Origin of the sequence: Pseudoalteromonas sp. SG45-5 (assembly GCF_014164085.1) — a bacterium.
Classification (GTDB): Bacteria; Pseudomonadota; Gammaproteobacteria; order Enterobacterales; family Alteromonadaceae; genus Pseudoalteromonas; species Pseudoalteromonas aliena.
This window is the reverse complement of the sequence record NZ_JACJEM010000013.1, coordinates 48,925-65,604: the sequence shown is the minus strand read 5'-3', so window position 1 is coordinate 65,604 and position 16,680 is coordinate 48,925. Positions and strand designations below refer to the sequence as shown.

14 protein-coding genes and 1 riboswitch are annotated in these 16,680 nt (G+C 38.9%); of the genes, 5 read left to right on the top strand and 9 right to left on the bottom strand.

The window, feature by feature from the left end:
• Together H5119_RS06055 and msrA are read left to right on the top strand one after the other, a co-directional pair.
• Entirely contained in the window at positions 1-3,099 is a 3,099-nt protein-coding gene (locus H5119_RS06055) for an efflux RND transporter permease subunit (RefSeq protein WP_182701587.1), read from the top strand.
• An 85-nt stretch (positions 3,100-3,184) separates the two neighbouring features.
• Entirely contained in the window at positions 3,185-3,721 is a 537-nt protein-coding gene (msrA, locus tag H5119_RS06050) for a peptide-methionine (S)-S-oxide reductase MsrA (RefSeq protein WP_182701586.1), read from the top strand.
• A 237-nt stretch (positions 3,722-3,958) separates the two neighbouring features.
• Here msrA and H5119_RS06045 read toward each other — a convergent pair whose 3' ends face one another.
• A complete protein-coding gene (locus H5119_RS06045; protein ID WP_182701585.1) occupies positions 3,959-5,809 on the bottom strand; it encodes a TonB-dependent receptor domain-containing protein in 1,851 nt (616 codons plus the stop codon).
• A 32-nt stretch (positions 5,810-5,841) separates the two neighbouring features.
• Positions 5,842-6,025, bottom strand: a riboswitch (cobalamin riboswitch).
• Between the two features lie 326 nt (positions 6,026-6,351).
• Positions 6,352-6,834, bottom strand: coding sequence for a YajQ family cyclic di-GMP-binding protein (locus H5119_RS06040; protein WP_024611901.1), 483 nt, complete (start codon positions 6,832-6,834; stop codon positions 6,352-6,354).
• Between the two features lie 313 nt (positions 6,835-7,147).
• Between H5119_RS06040 and H5119_RS06035 the strand changes: the two genes are divergently transcribed.
• Both H5119_RS06035 and H5119_RS06030 read left to right on the top strand, forming a co-directional pair.
• Entirely contained in the window at positions 7,148-7,501 is a 354-nt protein-coding gene (locus H5119_RS06035) for a VanZ family protein (protein WP_077535752.1), read from the top strand.
• Entirely contained in the window at positions 7,494-8,396 is a 903-nt protein-coding gene (locus H5119_RS06030) for a ketopantoate reductase family protein (protein WP_182701584.1), read from the top strand. Before H5119_RS06035 ends, H5119_RS06030 begins: the two co-directional genes overlap by 8 nt.
• A gap of 26 nt (positions 8,397-8,422) precedes the next feature.
• On the opposite strand, the gene thiI is transcribed toward H5119_RS06030, so the two are convergent.
• The gene (thiI, locus tag H5119_RS06025) at positions 8,423-9,880 is read right to left on the bottom strand and encodes a tRNA uracil 4-sulfurtransferase ThiI (protein WP_182701583.1); all 1,458 of its coding nucleotides are present in this window, start codon (positions 9,878-9,880) and stop codon (positions 8,423-8,425) included.
• Between the two features lie 97 nt (positions 9,881-9,977).
• Positions 9,978-10,631, bottom strand: a complete 654-nt coding sequence (locus H5119_RS06020; RefSeq protein ID WP_077535755.1) for a TetR/AcrR family transcriptional regulator — start codon at positions 10,629-10,631, stop codon at positions 9,978-9,980.
• Between the two features lie 184 nt (positions 10,632-10,815).
• Between H5119_RS06020 and coaD the strand changes: the two genes are divergently transcribed.
• Entirely contained in the window at positions 10,816-11,304 is a 489-nt protein-coding gene (coaD, locus tag H5119_RS06015) for a pantetheine-phosphate adenylyltransferase (RefSeq protein ID WP_138586620.1), read from the top strand.
• A gap of 176 nt (positions 11,305-11,480) precedes the next feature.
• Here the strand turns inward: coaD and H5119_RS06010 are convergent, their stop codons facing one another.
• The 5 genes from H5119_RS06010 to H5119_RS05990 all read right to left on the bottom strand — a co-directional run bounded on the left by H5119_RS06010 (position 11,481) and on the right by H5119_RS05990 (position 16,677).
• Entirely contained in the window at positions 11,481-12,014 is a 534-nt protein-coding gene (locus H5119_RS06010; protein WP_077535757.1) for a hypothetical protein, read from the bottom strand.
• Positions 12,015-12,028: 14 nt separating this feature from the next.
• Positions 12,029-12,223 (bottom strand): hypothetical protein, encoded by a 195-nt coding sequence (locus H5119_RS06005; protein ID WP_077535758.1) that lies wholly within the window; start codon positions 12,221-12,223, stop codon positions 12,029-12,031.
• Between the two features lie 409 nt (positions 12,224-12,632).
• A complete protein-coding gene (gene argH / locus H5119_RS06000) occupies positions 12,633-14,498 on the bottom strand; it encodes an argininosuccinate lyase (RefSeq protein WP_182701582.1) in 1,866 nt (621 codons plus the stop codon).
• 47 nt (positions 14,499-14,545) lie between these two features.
• A complete protein-coding gene (locus H5119_RS05995) occupies positions 14,546-15,748 on the bottom strand; it encodes an argininosuccinate synthase (protein ID WP_007581653.1) in 1,203 nt (400 codons plus the stop codon).
• On the bottom strand, positions 15,745-16,677 hold the full coding sequence (locus H5119_RS05990) for an ornithine carbamoyltransferase (protein WP_182701581.1): 933 nt from the start codon (positions 16,675-16,677) through the stop codon (positions 15,745-15,747). The genes H5119_RS05995 and H5119_RS05990 overlap by 4 nt, the downstream gene beginning before the upstream one ends.
• Positions 16,678-16,680: the final 3 nt, after the last annotated feature.

Below are 16,680 nucleotides of genomic sequence, written 5' to 3'. Positions count from 1 at the left end.
GTGAAGATTACAGATACTAGCGTCAAACGCCCCGTTTTTGCCATTGTAATAAATTTACTGCTCCTGACTTTTGGAGTGGTTGCATTTACCATGCTGCCACTTCGAGAATACCCTGATATTGAAACACCTATTGTAAACATCAGTACTGAATATACCGGCGCTTCTGCGGAAATTATAGAAACCAAAATCACCCAAGTTATCGAAAACCGCATCTCGGGTATTGAAGGTATTAAAAGTATTAACTCGTCGAGTCGTAATGGACGTTCAAACATTACTATTGAATTTGATATAAACCGCGACATAGACGCTGCATCTAACGATGTACGCGAGCGCGTAGCCCGTGCACTTGATAGTTTGCCTGATCAAGTTCGACCGCCAGAAGTCTCTAAATCTAACAGCGATGAAAGCCCAATAGCATGGTTTGTATTAAACAGCGAAACAATGGACTCATTGCAGTTATCTGATTATGCACAGCGTTTTATAGTTGACCGTTTAGCCGTAGTAGATGGTGTATCTAATGTACGCATTGGTGGTGAACGCCAATATGCCATGAAAATTTGGCTTAACCGCCAAGCAATGGCCGCACGGGGTATTACCTCAAGCGATATAGAAAACACACTTCGTACAGAAAACGTTGAGTTACCGGCTGGCGAAATAGAATCTATAGACCGTGACTTTACCGTGCGAACGGCACGTAGCTATAAAGATCAACGCGATTTTGAAAATCTGGTTATTAAACGCGGTGAAGAAGGTTATTTAGTGCGTTTAGGTGAAGTCGCCGATGTTCACCTTGAAGCCGCCGATGACGAAAGCTTGTTTCGTGGTAACGGCCGCAACATGATTGGTTTAGGCATTGTAAAACAAGCTAAAGCAAACACACTTACCGTAGTCGATAACGCACGTAGCGAACTTGAAAAAATCAAACGAAACTTGCCTGAAGGGACAACTATTCAAGATAGCTATGATTCGTCTATATTTATTAAAGAATCAATTAGTGAAGTTTACAGCACGCTTGCTATCTCTATGGGTTTAGTCGTGCTCGTTATATTTTTGTTTTTAGGCAATATAAGAGCAACACTTATACCAGCAGTGACTGTACCTGTCGCATTAGTTGGTAGCTTTATGTTTTTATTAGCTATGGGTTACTCAATCAACTTACTTACCCTACTAGCGCTAGTACTCGCTATCGGTTTAGTGGTAGATGATGCCATTGTCATGCTTGAAAACATTCACCGTCGTATTGAACTGGGTGAGCCGCCGTTACTAGCTGCATTTAGAGGCGCGCGTGAAGTCGGTTTTGCAATAGTAGCAACCACGCTTGTACTTATATCTGTGTTTGTACCATTGGTATTTATGGATGGTCGAATCGGTGCATTATTTACAGAATTCGCTATGGCGGTAAGTGCTGCCGTGTTTTTCTCAAGTGTTACGGCACTAACACTGGCACCTGCGCTATGCTCTAAAGTACTTAAAGTATCAGATAAACCAAATAAATTTAGCCAATGGATGGACCGTCAATTTACTAAAATTGAAGTAAGTTACCGCAAGTCACTCTCTACTAATATAACCCGTAAATGGGGCTTAATGGTGAGCTTATTATTAGCGGGCTTTGTTAGTTACTCACTGTTTTTACAAGTCCCTTCTGAGCTAACACCAAAAGAAGACCGTGGTACATTCTTTATTATGATGAGCGGCCCTGAAGGGGCAAGCTACGAAAACAACGCCGCTAATATGGCTAAAATAGAAGAGCGCTTAATGCCCTATTCTGAATCTGGCGAGCTAAGCCGTGTATTAATAAGGGTACCTGGCTGGGGCGGCAGCGGTGGTGTTGCTATTGTTGGCATGGCCGATTGGGATAAACGTAAACGCTCTACATGGGAAGTAATAGACGAAATAAGCGGTAAAATGCAAGAAGTGACTGATGTTCGTGCATTTGCCATTATGCGCCGTGGTATTGGCGGTGGTGGCTCATCTCGCCCTATTGAGTTTGTATTGCAAGGTAATGATTACGCACAACTTGCCGACTGGCGTGACCGTATAATTAAGCGTGCTGAGCAAAACCCTGGTCTTGTAAGAATTGACCATGATTACAAAGAAACTTTCCCGCAATTTTTAGTCAGCATAGATAAAAACAAAGCGGCTGATTTAGGCGTGTCGGTATCAGATGTAGGCCGTACGCTCGAAACAATGCTTGGTCAGCGCCGAGTAACTACCTTTATTGATCGTGGTGAAGAATATGATGTGATTTTAAAAGGAACAAAGGAAGACTTTGCTAACCCGACCGACATTTCGAATATCTACCTAAAATCACGTAGCGGTGAACTAGTGCCACTTGATAGCCTTATCAGCTTAAAAGAGGAAGCAACAGCCTCTCGCTTAAACCGTTACAACCGTATGCGCGCAATAACGCTAAGCGCCAACTTAGCGGATGGCTATACGCTTGAAGAAGCACTTAACTTTTTAAACGAAGTCGCTGCTGAGGAAAACGATATAGACGGTGCAGTAGACTACAAAGGTGAGTCGCAACTTTATTACGAAGGCGCATCAGCAATGACCTACGTATTTATACTCGCGTTAACCGTTACCTTTTTAGTACTTGCGGCGCAGTTTGAAAGCTTTATGCACCCGTTTGTAATTATGCTTACCGTACCACTTGGTTTAATGGGTGCTATGTTTGGCCTTTGGGCTACAGGGCTTACCTTAAATATTTACAGCCAAATAGGTATTGTTATGCTCATCGGGTTAAGTGCTAAAAACGGCATACTCATTGTTGAATTTACTAACCAATTACGCGATAAAGGCGTTGAATTTAGTGAAGCAATACTACAAGCTGCTACACAGCGCTTGCGCCCAATTATTATGACGTCATTAACAACCGTTATGAGCGCAGTGCCTTTAGTACTTGCCTCAGGCCCAGGTGCTGAAAGCCGCATGGTGATCGGTGTAGTCGTGTTTACAGGGGTTATTGTATCGACCCTACTGACGCTTTTTGTTGTACCAGCTGCATATTATGCACTTGCACGTAACACACAATCACCTGAGTTTTTACAGCAAAAATTAGACAAACAAGCCGCTGAAAAACCTTTCGAAGAGATCTAGTCTTTTAATTGCGCCGTAACCTTGTTGTTGCGGCGCATACAATTTATGCTCGCCTTTAAACCCCATATACATTTTAGGAATACTTATGAGCTCAACAACGCAAGTAGCAACATTTGGTGGCGGCTGTTTTTGGTGTATAGATGCTGCATTTAGACGTGTAAATGGCGTACTAACCGTAAGTTCTGGCTACACCGGCGGCGAAACTACTAACCCAACCTATGATTCTGTATGCTCAGGCACAACCGGTCACGCTGAGGTTGTTGAAATTGAATTTGACGCGACTTTGGTTAGCTTTGAAACACTGTTAGCAATGTTTTTCACACTGCATGATGCAACACAATTGAATCGCCAAGGTAACGATATAGGCACGCAGTACCGAAGTGTTGTGTATTATCATGATAACACCCAGCTAAAACAAACCAATGAGATAATAGCTCAACTGCAAAGTCATGTAAGTAATCCAATTGTTACAGAGGTTAGCCCTGCTAGCACTTATTACCCAGCTGAGCACTATCATCAAGACTATTACAATGAAAATCCACAGCAGGGTTATTGCAGTATTTTAATCGCGCCAAAATTACATAAGTTTGAAACCGTGTTCGAAGAGTTTTTAACTGATTAATACCAATCTAAATAAGTATAGAAGCTATTTAACGATAATAAAATTGCGCTCTAACTAGGAAAAAACTTTATATCTAGTGGTTCTAAATAAAAAATTTATAACGACGTTAGCGTGTGATTTAATCCGTTAAACTGTTTAGAGGTCTACGCAGGTTGGTATAACTTAAAAGTAAACAGAAAAAGCAAAAAGCCCGATAATTTATCGGGCTTTTGTATTTTTAATAACTAAATAATAAATTTAGAACTGGTAGCTAATCCCAGCAAATACTTGTCTGCTGGGTGCGGTGTAACCTAAAAGCTCACCACTTGCGGCAAAGCCAATACCCGCAGTGAAGTACTCTTTATCAGTTAAGTTTTCAATACGTGCATGTAGCGCTAGATTATCTAAAAGCTGATAGTTAGCAGCAATATTAAACACAGTAAACGCTGCAATTTCTGTATCGTAGTATGAAATTGAATCGCGAGCTGAGCGATATAGCATGGTTAGATTGGCGTCAAAATGTCCCCACCTTTTAGTTAGTGTATAATTAAATGCTTCAGATGGGCGACGCGCCAACTCTTTACCCGTAGTTTCATCTTCTGTATCTAAAAAACTTAAGTTAGCGTTATGTTCAAACCCTAACGCGCTAAACTCAGCACTAATTTCAACCCCTTGCATAGACACACGCGCAACATTTGAAGGTACATATTTTCCCAAATTAGCGTCATATTGGTTTTCAATTAAGTTTGTAATATTATTATCAAAAATAGTAATATCGTAACGACCCCATTTTGTTGTAAGCGTAATGCCCAGCTCATTATTCACAGCCTCTTCGGGCTTAATATCGCTGTTACCTACATAATAGAGGCTATTCGTTACAAACGCGTTCACCAATGATGGTGCTCTAAATGCTGTACCGTGACTTGCACGAACGCTAATATATTTATTAGCTTTATAACCAACACCTGTACTGTATGTATTAGCGCGACCGTGGTAATCGTAATCATCGGTTCTAATAACAGCACTAGCAAGCCATATGTCATCATCATAAAAAGCACCAATAAATAATGCTTTATTATCGCGTTTTTCATGTAATGAAGTTGCTGTAGAACCGGATAAATCTTCTTGTAATAAATTAACACCGCCACTTAGTTCTAGTGTTTGAGTTAAAGTATATAGACCACGATATTCTGCTTCAAAACGTTCAGTACTATAAAAAGTATTTACTGCAGTCCCTGTTTGCTCATTTTCTTCTTGCGATAAACTGACTGAAACACCTTGATTATAATTTTGAGAGCTTTTTTCCCAACCTAATTTAGCTATATAGTTTTCAAAATCATAAGCGTCGCTAGAGTATGCCGAATCGTATTCGCCCTCACCTTCACTATACTGTGCTTGTGCGCTAAATTGACCCAAGTCTTCAGTATGATAGCTTAAGTTAAAACCAATATTTTTATTTCTATAGCCATCATCATCATGATCTTTAGTAATTGCAGCAGTAGGGTCTTTTTCAGTAACATCAAAGCCATCTGTTTCTTCATAACCTGCATTGTATTTAAAGCTCAACGCATCTTTAGCTACCCCACCTGCTAGCTGATAGTTTGAGTAACTATTGCTACCAAATGTAGCAGATAAAGTATTATTAATTGCATCACGAGTAATGATGTTAATAACCCCTGCGATTGCATCTGAACCATAAATGGCCGCGCGAGCACCTTTGATAACTTCGATACGTTCAATGCTATTAACTGGGATGTTAGTAAGCGACACACTACCCGAAGTCGCATCACTTATCCTAACACCATCCACCAAAACCAATGTGTACTTTGCCGACGCGCCACGTACAAATACATCCGCTTTTTGCCCAAAGCCCCCATTACTTACAATATCAAGACCAACAACTGTATTTAAAAGGGAAGGTAAATCGCGTACGTTACTTGCTTCTATTTCAGCACGTTTAATAACATTTACGCTCGCTAAAACATCATTAATTGATTGCTCAAACTTGTTAGCTGTAACGGTTATTTTTTCAATTGATTGTTCTGCACCAGACGCAGAAAATGAAAGCGCAGCAGAAATTGCAACGCCAAGGGTTGTTTTGTTTAGCATGAGATCCCCTACCTTTGCCCACCGCAAAGATTTAAGTAAGATTGCATCAAGGCCGGTCTCCGGACTCAGTAGGCACATAAAAAACACCATACTTTACCGTTGCGGGGGCAGTGTTGGGTTTGTAGTCATCATGAAAACGCACCAACTTCCCGATTATCCTGCTAAAAACTTATTAACTTGAAGCGTTTAGCAAGCACCTTGAAAATATGCCGCTATTGTGAGTATTTTGTTGATAAATGTCAATGGACGTCTATATAGCTAAATGCAGATTTACCAATGTGAGTTATGAAAGAGCAAGCCCATATAATACCAATTTTATTAAAAACATGATCATTCTAGCGTATTAAATAACTCACTAACTACGTTAAAAACTATTTATATAGAACAACTATGTATCATAGTTTTAGCCTTGTTATTGCGCTATTTTCTTATCGCTATAATAGATCACTAATTTAATGCAATTGGTATAACAAAAAAGCCAAACACTGCTGTTTGGCTTTTAATTAACCCCCTAGCTGGTTAGCTAGATTTTTGAAGGTGTTTTAATCACGGAAATTTTTAAATTGGAAAGGCTGGCCTAAATCGGCGCTGCGCACAACCTGCATTGCTTCTTGAAGGTCGTCGCGTTTTTTACCTGTTACACGTACTTCTTCACCTTGAATGGCCGCTTGCACTTTAACTTTCGAGTCTTTAATGGCTTTTACAACTTTTTTAGCCATGTCTTTTTCGATGCCTTGCTTTAACCCGACATTACGAAAAACATTTTTGCCTGCACGACTAATATCTTGTAGCTCTAAACTTGATACGTCCATGCCACGCTTAGATATTTTGTTCGCCAAAATATCAAATAACTGCATAACCTGAGAGTCTGCTTCGGCTTTTAATTTAATTGTTTTATCGTTTAACTCGATAGATGCATCAACGCCTCTAAAGTCAAAACGTGTTTCTAGTTCACGATTTGCGTTATCGACTGCGTTTTTAGCTTCGTTCATTTCTACTTCAGATACAATATCAAATGAAGGCATTGGTTTCTCCTAACTGTCTAATACCAATTTTATTAAAAACATGATCATTCTAGCGTATTAAATAACTCACTAACGACGTTAAAAATTATTTATATAGAACAACTATGTATCATAATTTTAGCCTTATTATTGAGTTGTTTTCTTATCGCTATAATAGATCACTAATTTAATGCAATTGGTGTAATCTTAATTTATGCCGCAATTATAACGCTAAAATAATAAATCTTTACATTTTTCTGCATCTTGTTCAGGTGCGATACTAAATTAGTTTGATATACTTTGGTCTCTTTTTTAAGCGATTTTAGGATTTGTCGTGACAAGGCGTGTTTATCAAGCAATTTTTTTGATCAGTATCGTAGCGTTTACCTTTTTATTTGCCAAAGAAATAAAAGGAGGGGTTACAAATTTATTCCCTCATATTGATAAAGTAGCCCACTTTGGGATTTTTTTCGTACTTGCCATAATAATGGATAAGGCATTTAAGCTACCTTTATACGCACAAATACTGTTACTAGCAGGTTATGGCGCTTGCATCGAAATAATGCAAGATGCCCTTCCTTACAGGCAAGCATCTATAGGTGATTTTATTGCCGATTTTGCAGGTGCAGCTAGCTATTTTTTACTCAGAGTGATTTTTACTCCTCGCAAAAAGAATCCTTATGACTAATATTCTTGTTGTTGGTGATGGTGCAATTGGTTTACTTTTAAGTCATTTTTTAAGTAACCAACACAACGTTTATGTTTTAACACGTAAAGCCACAAATAATACGCGCTTTTATAGTCGTAAAAACAGTGCCTCACAAAAAATAAATGCCCGCTTCATCTCACTAAATCAACTAGCTACACAACCAAAATTTGGCGTGATATTAATGACAGTGAAAGCTTTTCAAGTGCAAAGCGCGTTTGAGCAGGTAAAGCCTTACTTAACTGAGCACACAAATATAGTACTTTCACATAATGGCATGGGTAATGTTGAAGAATTAAAGTCAGAATTAATCCCAAGCCAAGCTCTCTACTTTTTAACAACAAGTATGGCAGGCTTTAAATCGAATCAATACATTGTGCAACATACCGGTGAAGGCCAAAGTGTAATTGGTGGCTGCAATAGTTTAGCGCTTAAAAACATATCAACTATGGCTAACACTTTAAAAAGTATTCCAAAGCTGCACGCTACAAGCAACATACAACAACTACGATTCGAGAAACTATTCGTTAATATTGCCATAAATCCATTAAGTGCATTACATAACGTTAAAAATGGCCAACTTCGCGATCCCCAATACAATTCAATGATCATCAATTTACTCACTGAAGCGTGTAACATTGCAAAAGCACAAGGCCTTAATATTCCTTTAATTAATGCACTAACTACAGCCTATAACGTAATGGAACTAACAGCGCAAAATTACTCTTCCATGCAACAAGATGTGATTAACGAGAGGCCAACTGAAATAACAGCAATGTGTGGTTATATTAATGAACAGGGTAAAGTTTATAATATTAAAACTCCCTATAATAACCAGTTATTAGCTAAAATTCAGGCAAAAAAAAGCGTGGTATAAACCACGCTTATATCAATTTTTAACTTTTATGGACGATAAACCTTTACGGTATCAAAGCCTTGCTCGTGCAACATAAGTGCCTGTAGCTGGCTCATTACGCCTCTATCACAATATAAATAATAGTCCGTATTTTTTGGTAAATCACCAAACTTAGTTGCTAAGCGAAAAAATGGTAAGTGTATTACTTCAACTCCGTCTATCTCAAGTGGCGATGCGTCTTCTTCCTCTGGCGAGCGAATATCAACAACAACCGCGCCCGCTGGTAAATCAGCAACTGACTCTGCTTCTTTTAGCTCTTGCTTAGCCTCAACATCGATATCGCGCACATCCATTATACGTGCATTATCTACAACCGTATCAAGCACATCAAAGTCGAACTTTTCTTCTTCGGCTTCTATTACTTCAATTTTGGCTTTAACAGTCGGCTTTTTAGAAATAACACCACAGTATTCTGGCATCGTTTCGGCCATTTCGGCGGTACCAATTTGGCGAGCTAGGTTGATAATTTCTTGTTTGTCGTTTTGAATAAGCGGGCGTAAAATAAGCGTTTCAGTAACACGGTCAATCACGCTTAAATTAGCTAATGTTTGACTAGATACTTGCCCAATACTTTCTCCGGTAACAAGTGCTTGAATGTTTAGCTTTTGCGCTACAACACTCCCCGCGCGCATCATCATACGCTTAAGCACGACACCCATTTGGCTGTTTTCAACGTTTTCTAAAATTTCAGCGACAACGGGTTCAAAATCAATAGTTATAAATTTAACTTTGTGTGTTGAACTGTATTTTTTCCATAAAAAATAGCTTGCTTGTTTAACACCAATTTCGTGCGCTGCGCCACCTAAATTAAAGAATAAAAAGTGTGTACGCGCACCTTTTCGAATCATTTGATAGCTTGCTACGCCAGAATCAAAGCCACCAGACATCAGCGAAAGTACATCTTCTTGAGTTGGCAACGGGAAGCCCGCCATACCAAAATGCGTTTGCGAAACAATGTAAGCTTTATCGTCTTTTACTTCTAGGCGTATTGTTACTTCTGGGCGGCTAAGTTTAACGCTTGCGCCTTCAATGTGCTGATTTAATCCGCCGCCAACATAGCGTTCTAAATCAGTTGAGGTAAAGTCGTGTTGCCCTATGCGCTTAGCACGTACGCAAAAGGTTTTACCTATAATAGTATGACCAACTAAAGCGATGGTTTTTTGATAGATATCATCGAGTGTTTCAAATTGCGTTTCGGTTACTTCAATAAACTGAACAATGCCAGGTATGCGCTTAAGGCTGTCGATAAACTCAAGGCGAACTTGTGCATCTTCAAGCTTAGTAACAACTGAAATATTATCCCAGTTATTTCTTACTTGTACTTTTTCGTCAACACGACGCAATACAATCTTAATGTTATTTTCTAACACTTTAGTAAAGCGTTTACGGACTGAACGGCTTTTAATGGCTATTTCAGGGTGTAGTTTGACGATAAATTTAAGCATAGTTCACTCTTAGACTGCGGGAATTCGCGCTCCCAGACATTTGGCGCGCGATTATAACAAAAAATTCAGCGTCTAGGAAATAACCAAAACTTAATCGTTAGATATCACTTTGGGCATGTTGTGCTAACTCAGTGTATTTATCTCTTAACTGATTAAGCTTATTAATACTTTTATCCGTACTGTAAGCTCTAAATAATGTCAGTACTTTTAAAATGCCATGATAAATATCTTGCTCTAACAGTGTCCCACTTAATCTACGCGCTTTAATATAAGGCGTCCAAAAACTTACTGTAAGCTTTAGTGTGTGGGCCAGCTCAATAGCATCTTCTTCATCTATAGCAATCATTTCACTATCACGTAAACCAAGAATAATCTTACGCACCTGCTCTAATAACTCTAATTGAAAGTCAATATAGGCCTGCTTTAAATAGGCATCTCGCGATAAAATATCACCTAGATTGTCGTAAAAAAAATGATATCGCCACATCAATTCAAATAACGAGTCTAAGTAGGCTGTTAAATGGCTAAAAGCATCATCGTCTTTATTAATTGGTTTAAAGTGAGTGCTTAAATGATCTCGATAAAGTGCAAATATATGACGAATAATGTCTTCTTTATTTTTAAAATGATAGTAAAGATTACCAGGGCTCATCCCTAAATGCGACGCAATATGATTGGTCGATATTGCACGTTCACCTTGTTCGTTAAATAACGAAATACTGGTGTGTATTATTTTGTCCTTGGTATTCATATGCTAATACTCAAATTATCTAAGGGCTACGTTACACTAAAAAAGAGGCTATGCAGTATAAACAAATATCTACCATATAACACTCCCACCCCACATATTCCCTTTGAAGTATTGCTATTTGCAATTGCTGATTTGTGCAAAAAACACTGTTAAACTAACGTTAAAATAATAAATAGTGAATATTATGAACATAACTGCAATTTACCCTGGCACTTTTGATCCACTTACAAACGGTCATACTGACCTTATTCAACGTGCTGCAAAAATGTTTGATACCGTATTAGTCGCTATTGCGCATAACCCGAGTAAAAAACCTTGTTTTAGTCTTGAGGAACGTGTGGAGCTGGCCAACACCATTTTAAGTCATTTAGATAACGTGAAAGTAATTGGTTTTTCAGGGCTGCTGGCAGATTTAGCAAGAGATAATAACGCCAATGTATTGATTCGTGGAATTAGAGCGGTGTCTGACTTTGATTACGAGTTTCAACTCGCTAATATGAATCGCCGCCTCAACCCCGATTTAGAAAGTGTATTTTTAACTCCAGCAGAGAGAAACTCTTTTATTTCCTCAACACTTGTTAAAGAAGTGGCACGTCACAACGGTGATGTCAGCGAATTTGTAGACCCTGTTATAGTAAAGGCTTTGAAAACCAAATTAGGCTGTGACTCTTAATAGCCATTGACTGCATTAGCGCATCATAAGCATGCGCTAATTAAGTGCTTTTCTACTCTAGATAATATAGTCAGATACGGCTACAAAACACCTTATGAGATTACCCAAGGTAATAAGTTTTCATCGTAAATTATTATAACTTAGCTGAAAAACACAAACACAACCTATACTGATAGTTATAGCCTTTTGTAGTTTTTTTTAGGTTTTAAAAGGCTAACGAGTTTACTTTTAAGTATGTGAAGGCCTAAAAAATCTCTATCTATAATGAGAGCTGCAACCATTAACAAATCATTAGCCGTCACTGTAAATGTATATATATCCCAAAAAAACCAAGGTTCTTGGTTTCTATAAATAAATACATCTAAGTACATGAGAGTCGCTAGAAGCATATTTATTGAAAGGCCTAAAATTAAATATATAAATGAAGGAGTTACTTTTTTAAAAAACTTATAGGCTATGAGAAGAGTTAGAATCGTGGCAAAATCATGCAACGCCCAATCAAGGTAAGTAGTATTATAATATGACAGCCAAGTAAAAAAGTAGTCAGTAGCTGTGTATGAAACCATCATTATGAATGAGCTGAGTAGTAATGTAGTCTTTCTTTTAACGCCTAGACTATAAACAAATAAATTAAAGAAAAAGGCCATTAAAAAAGCCCACATGACGAGGGCTGATAAAGAAAACATACCAAAAAAATCAGCTAAAAACATTTAGTTCCTTAAAATCACTTAGGGCGAGGCTTCAAAATTGTATTACCACGTTCAAGATCTGCTCCGCTAACAGCCATCGCTTCTTTAGAGATTGTCACTGTATCAGACTGTAAGGTTTTAGGGCTAGCAGTTTGTTCCATTGCAGGCTTTAATTGTTGCGTTTTATTGTATGCTTGCATCTGTACTTGGCTATTGTTTGAAATTTGCATGTGATTGTTCCTTATAAAGTTATATTTGGCGTAACTTTTGATCACACCATTGTACCGTTAAACACGTTATATATTTTAGTCCAAGTAGCCATTTCTGCTACTTGGCTTATATCAAAGCAACCAGTGTGCCAATTTTTTTTGACACCAGAAAATTAAGAATAAAAATTGCTGTCACACGCATATAATATCTATTTGCATTAATACTGAATCAATTTAAAGGATTAAGCTTGGCGTTAATTGCTTTAAAAATTGCTGGTAAATGAATGCAGAGCAATGACCGAGAACAACCAAATAATGAAACTTTGCCTTGCTATTAACAAGATTTTCTTACTTCAAAATAGATCACTTAATTAAGCGAATTGTAATAAAAGCGCACAGAGATAACCGTACGCTTTTGTATCTAGGGAATTTAAGCTACGTATTTACACGGGATCTCCGCGCTTTTACTTAACCTTAAAATATATTCCATTGCGACTTCGTCACAATTATCTTTACGAAGACAAAGCTCACAGTCTTTCATTACTTTTTCAGGCAAACTCTCTTTTGTACAAAATATAAAGCACTGTTTTTCGAAAAATTCTGGTACACGCGTTAGCACTATGACTCTATTTAGTGCCAATTTTTTGGCTTTTATTAATAGATGGTCAACTAACTGCCTTCCTTGTCCCGTTACTGTACTGTGTGGATCTATTCCTAATGAGCGTATTTCAGCAAGTCCCGTATCGTAAATATATAAAGAAGCGCAACCTGTTACCCTACCGTTAATTTCAGTAACCGCAAATTCATTTATAGAATGCACCATGTCACTTTTTGCACGCGGTAAGTTTTCACCTACTGTAGCCCAGTGCTGAATGAGCTTAGCTATTGACTCAACATCATCTAGATTTGCATCACGAACCGTTATTTGCTGTTTTTTTTTGGCGGCTTTAATTGCCCCCGTTACTTGCGCCATCGATGTGCCGCCAAAAGCTTGACGGGCTTTTATACATGCGTCTATTTCTAAAACCGGATATACATCGTCTTCAAAAACATCATTTACTGATTTGTACTGTTCAAGCGAAAGTGCTTCAAGCGTTTTACCTTCGCTAATCGCAAGCTGCACTAAAACACCTACAATGTGATGCCCTTCTCTAAATGGCACTCCTTTAGCAACTAAGTAATCAGCAAGTTCGGTGGCATTAGCATGACCCCCTTTAGCAGCCGCAAGCGTACGCTCGCCTTTTACTTTTATACCTTTAATACATGCTTGAGCCATATGAATACACGCAAGCCATGTTGGCATCGCGTCGAAAATGCCTTCTTTATCTTCTTGCATGTCTTTGTTATAAGCCAATGGAAGTGCTTTTAACGTCATCATCATTGCACTGAATGCACCAAATACACGACCCGTTTTACCGCGAATAAGTTCGAGTGCGTCTGGATTCTTTTTTTGTGGCATTAAAGACGAACCAGATGTCACGTTATCTGCAAGCTCTATAAAACCAGCTTCACCCGAGTTATAAAATATTAAATCTTCTGACATACGCGATAAATGAATCATCGAAATTGACGCACAGCTTAATAACTCTACAACAAAATCGCGATCGGATACGCCATCAAGACTATTTTTTGTTGCTCCGGTAAAACCCAAACCTTGCGCAAGTGCTTGACGATCAATTGGATAAGCAGTGCCAGCCAACGCGCCACTGCCTAGCGGGCAATAGTTCATACGGGCTTTAGCGTCTTGTAAACGGCTTTCGTCGCGTTCCAGCATTTCAACGTATGCCATACACCAGTGACTAAATAGTACTGGTTGAGCGCGCTGTAAATGAGTGTAACCTGGCAAAATAGTACCGAGTTCTCGCTCAGCAAGCGCTACAAATTCACCTTTTAATTGTGCGATTGCTTTTAAAATATGCTCGGCTGTATCCCTACACCATAATCTAAAGTCGGTGGCTACTTGGTCATTACGGCTTCTGCCTGTATGTAATTTTTTAGCTAAATCACCTACTTTTTCGATTAATGCAGCCTCAACATGTGAATGAATATCCTCTGCGCCTGATGTTACTACAGCAAGTGGATCACCTTTTACTTCTTCAAGTAACTCATACAATGCCGCAACGAGTTTTTTGTGTTCATCGTTTGATAACACATTGACTTGCTCAAGTGCGCCAGCCCATGCCACAGAGCCGATAATATCTTGCTCTGCTAACTGATAATCGAAGGGAAGAGAGTCGTTAAATTGCTTAAACGCCTCATCTGGACCCGTAGAAAAACGTCCGCCCCATAATGCCATGAAATATCTCCAAACCCTGTATTGCCCCTTTTACTGGGGCGTAATAATTATTTTTTAGCTAGCGCTGAAATTCTGCTTGAAAGCGAGAATAAACGGATAAAGCCTTCAGCGTGCGATTGGTCGTATACATCGTCTTCGCCAAATGTAGCAAATGCTTCACTGTATAAGCTATTTGGTGACTGCTTTTGAACCGCCGTTACTTGGCCTTTATATAGCTTAAGTACCACTTCACCTGTTGCCACTTTAGAAAGTGCTTCAGCACCGGCTAAAATAGAGTCTTTAAGTGGCGTAAACCAACGGCCGTCATATACTAAATGCGAAAATTCACCACCCAATACTTCTTTCCATTTACGGCTTGCTTTATCAAGTACTAGCTCGTCAATTGCTTGAAGTGCAGCCATAATTACAGTGCCGCCAGGGGTTTCATAACAACCGCGTGATTTCATACCGACTAAACGGTTTTCTACAATATCAACACGTCCAACACCATGAGGCGATGCAATATCGTTTAATTTAACCAAACAATCGTATGGTTTAAGCTCGACGCCATTTACAGCAACCACTTCGCCTTCAACAACTTTTAATGTTACTAATTCTGATTTGTCTGGTGCTTGCTCTGGAGAGTTAGTCCAAGTCCATACTTGCTCTGTGGGTTGACACCAAGGGTCTTCAAGCTCGCCACCTTCGTGCGAAATATGCCATGCATTGGCATCACGACTATAAATTTTTGTAGCTGACGCTGAACAGGGAATATCACGCTCTGCTAAGTAATCAAGTAATGATTCACGACTGGATAAATCCCACTCACGCCATGGCGCAATTACTTTTAAATCAGGGGCAAGGGCCGCAAAACATGATTCAAAACGAACTTGATCATTACCTTTACCTGTACAACCATGAGAAAGTGCATCAGCACCTACTTTACGTGCAATTTCAACCTGTGCTTTAGCAATAATAGGGCGCGCCATAGAAGTACCTAATAAATAAGTACCTTCGTAAATTGAACCGGTTTTAAGTGTTGGGTAAATGTAATCACTTACCATTTCATCTTTTAAGTCAACTACATAACATTCTGAAGCACCAGAGGCGATTGCTTTAGCTTCTACGCCTTCAAGTTCTTCTGCGCCTTGGCCTACATCAGCTACAAACGCGATTACTTCGCAGCCGTAGTTTTCTTTTAACCATGGCACAATAGCCGATGTATCAAGACCACCTGAATAGGCTAAAACGACTTTTTTAATTGAACTCATAGGTGTTCCTTAACAAAATTTGGATTTAGTAACGTCACTAGCAGAGCATTTTGCGCATGCATGCGGTTCTCTGCTTGTTGAATAATTTTTGATGCTGGACCATCCATTACCTCAGAGGTAATTTCAAATTCACGGTGTGCCGGTTGGCAATGTAAAACCGTAGTTGCACCGGTTTGATTTAGTAATGCCTGATTTAATTGATAAGGCATATATTTTTCTTTAACTTGCTCAAGCGGTGTTGTATCACCCATTGATACCCATGTATCTGCGTATACAACGTTTGCACCAACAGCAGCTTCAACACGGTCACTTACCATAACTGATGCACCATTCATTGCTGCAATTTGCTCTGCTTTTTTAAGTATTTGTGAATCAGGCGAACACCCTTTTGGTGTTACAGCAACAAAGTCAGTACCTAAAGTAGCAGCAAGTAACATCAATGAATGAGTCACGTTATTACCTTCACCTAAGTAAGCAACTTTAAGCTGACTCACATCGCCATGTACTTCTTGAAGCGTTAAAAAATCAGCCAGTGCTTGGCATGGGTGATACAAATCACACAAACTATTTACTACAGGTACCGATGAGAACTCACCTAACGTAGCTAATGTACTGTGCTGATTTACACGCGCCACAAGACCGTCGGCCCAAGTAGAAATATTAAGTGCGAAATCTTTAATTGATTCACGTGCGCCCATAGCACCATTTTGCTGATCTAAATAAACTGCATGACCACCTAAACGATTTATACCAATATCAAATGATAAACGAGTACGTAAACTTTGTTTTTCAAACAATGTTACGATTGATTTACCCGATAATACTTGGCTGTATTTTTCTGGCTTTGCTTTTATATCGCGCGCTAACTTTAATAAATTAAGTGCGCTTTGTTGGTCTAACTCTAAACCGGTTAAAAAATTCTTAAACATAAT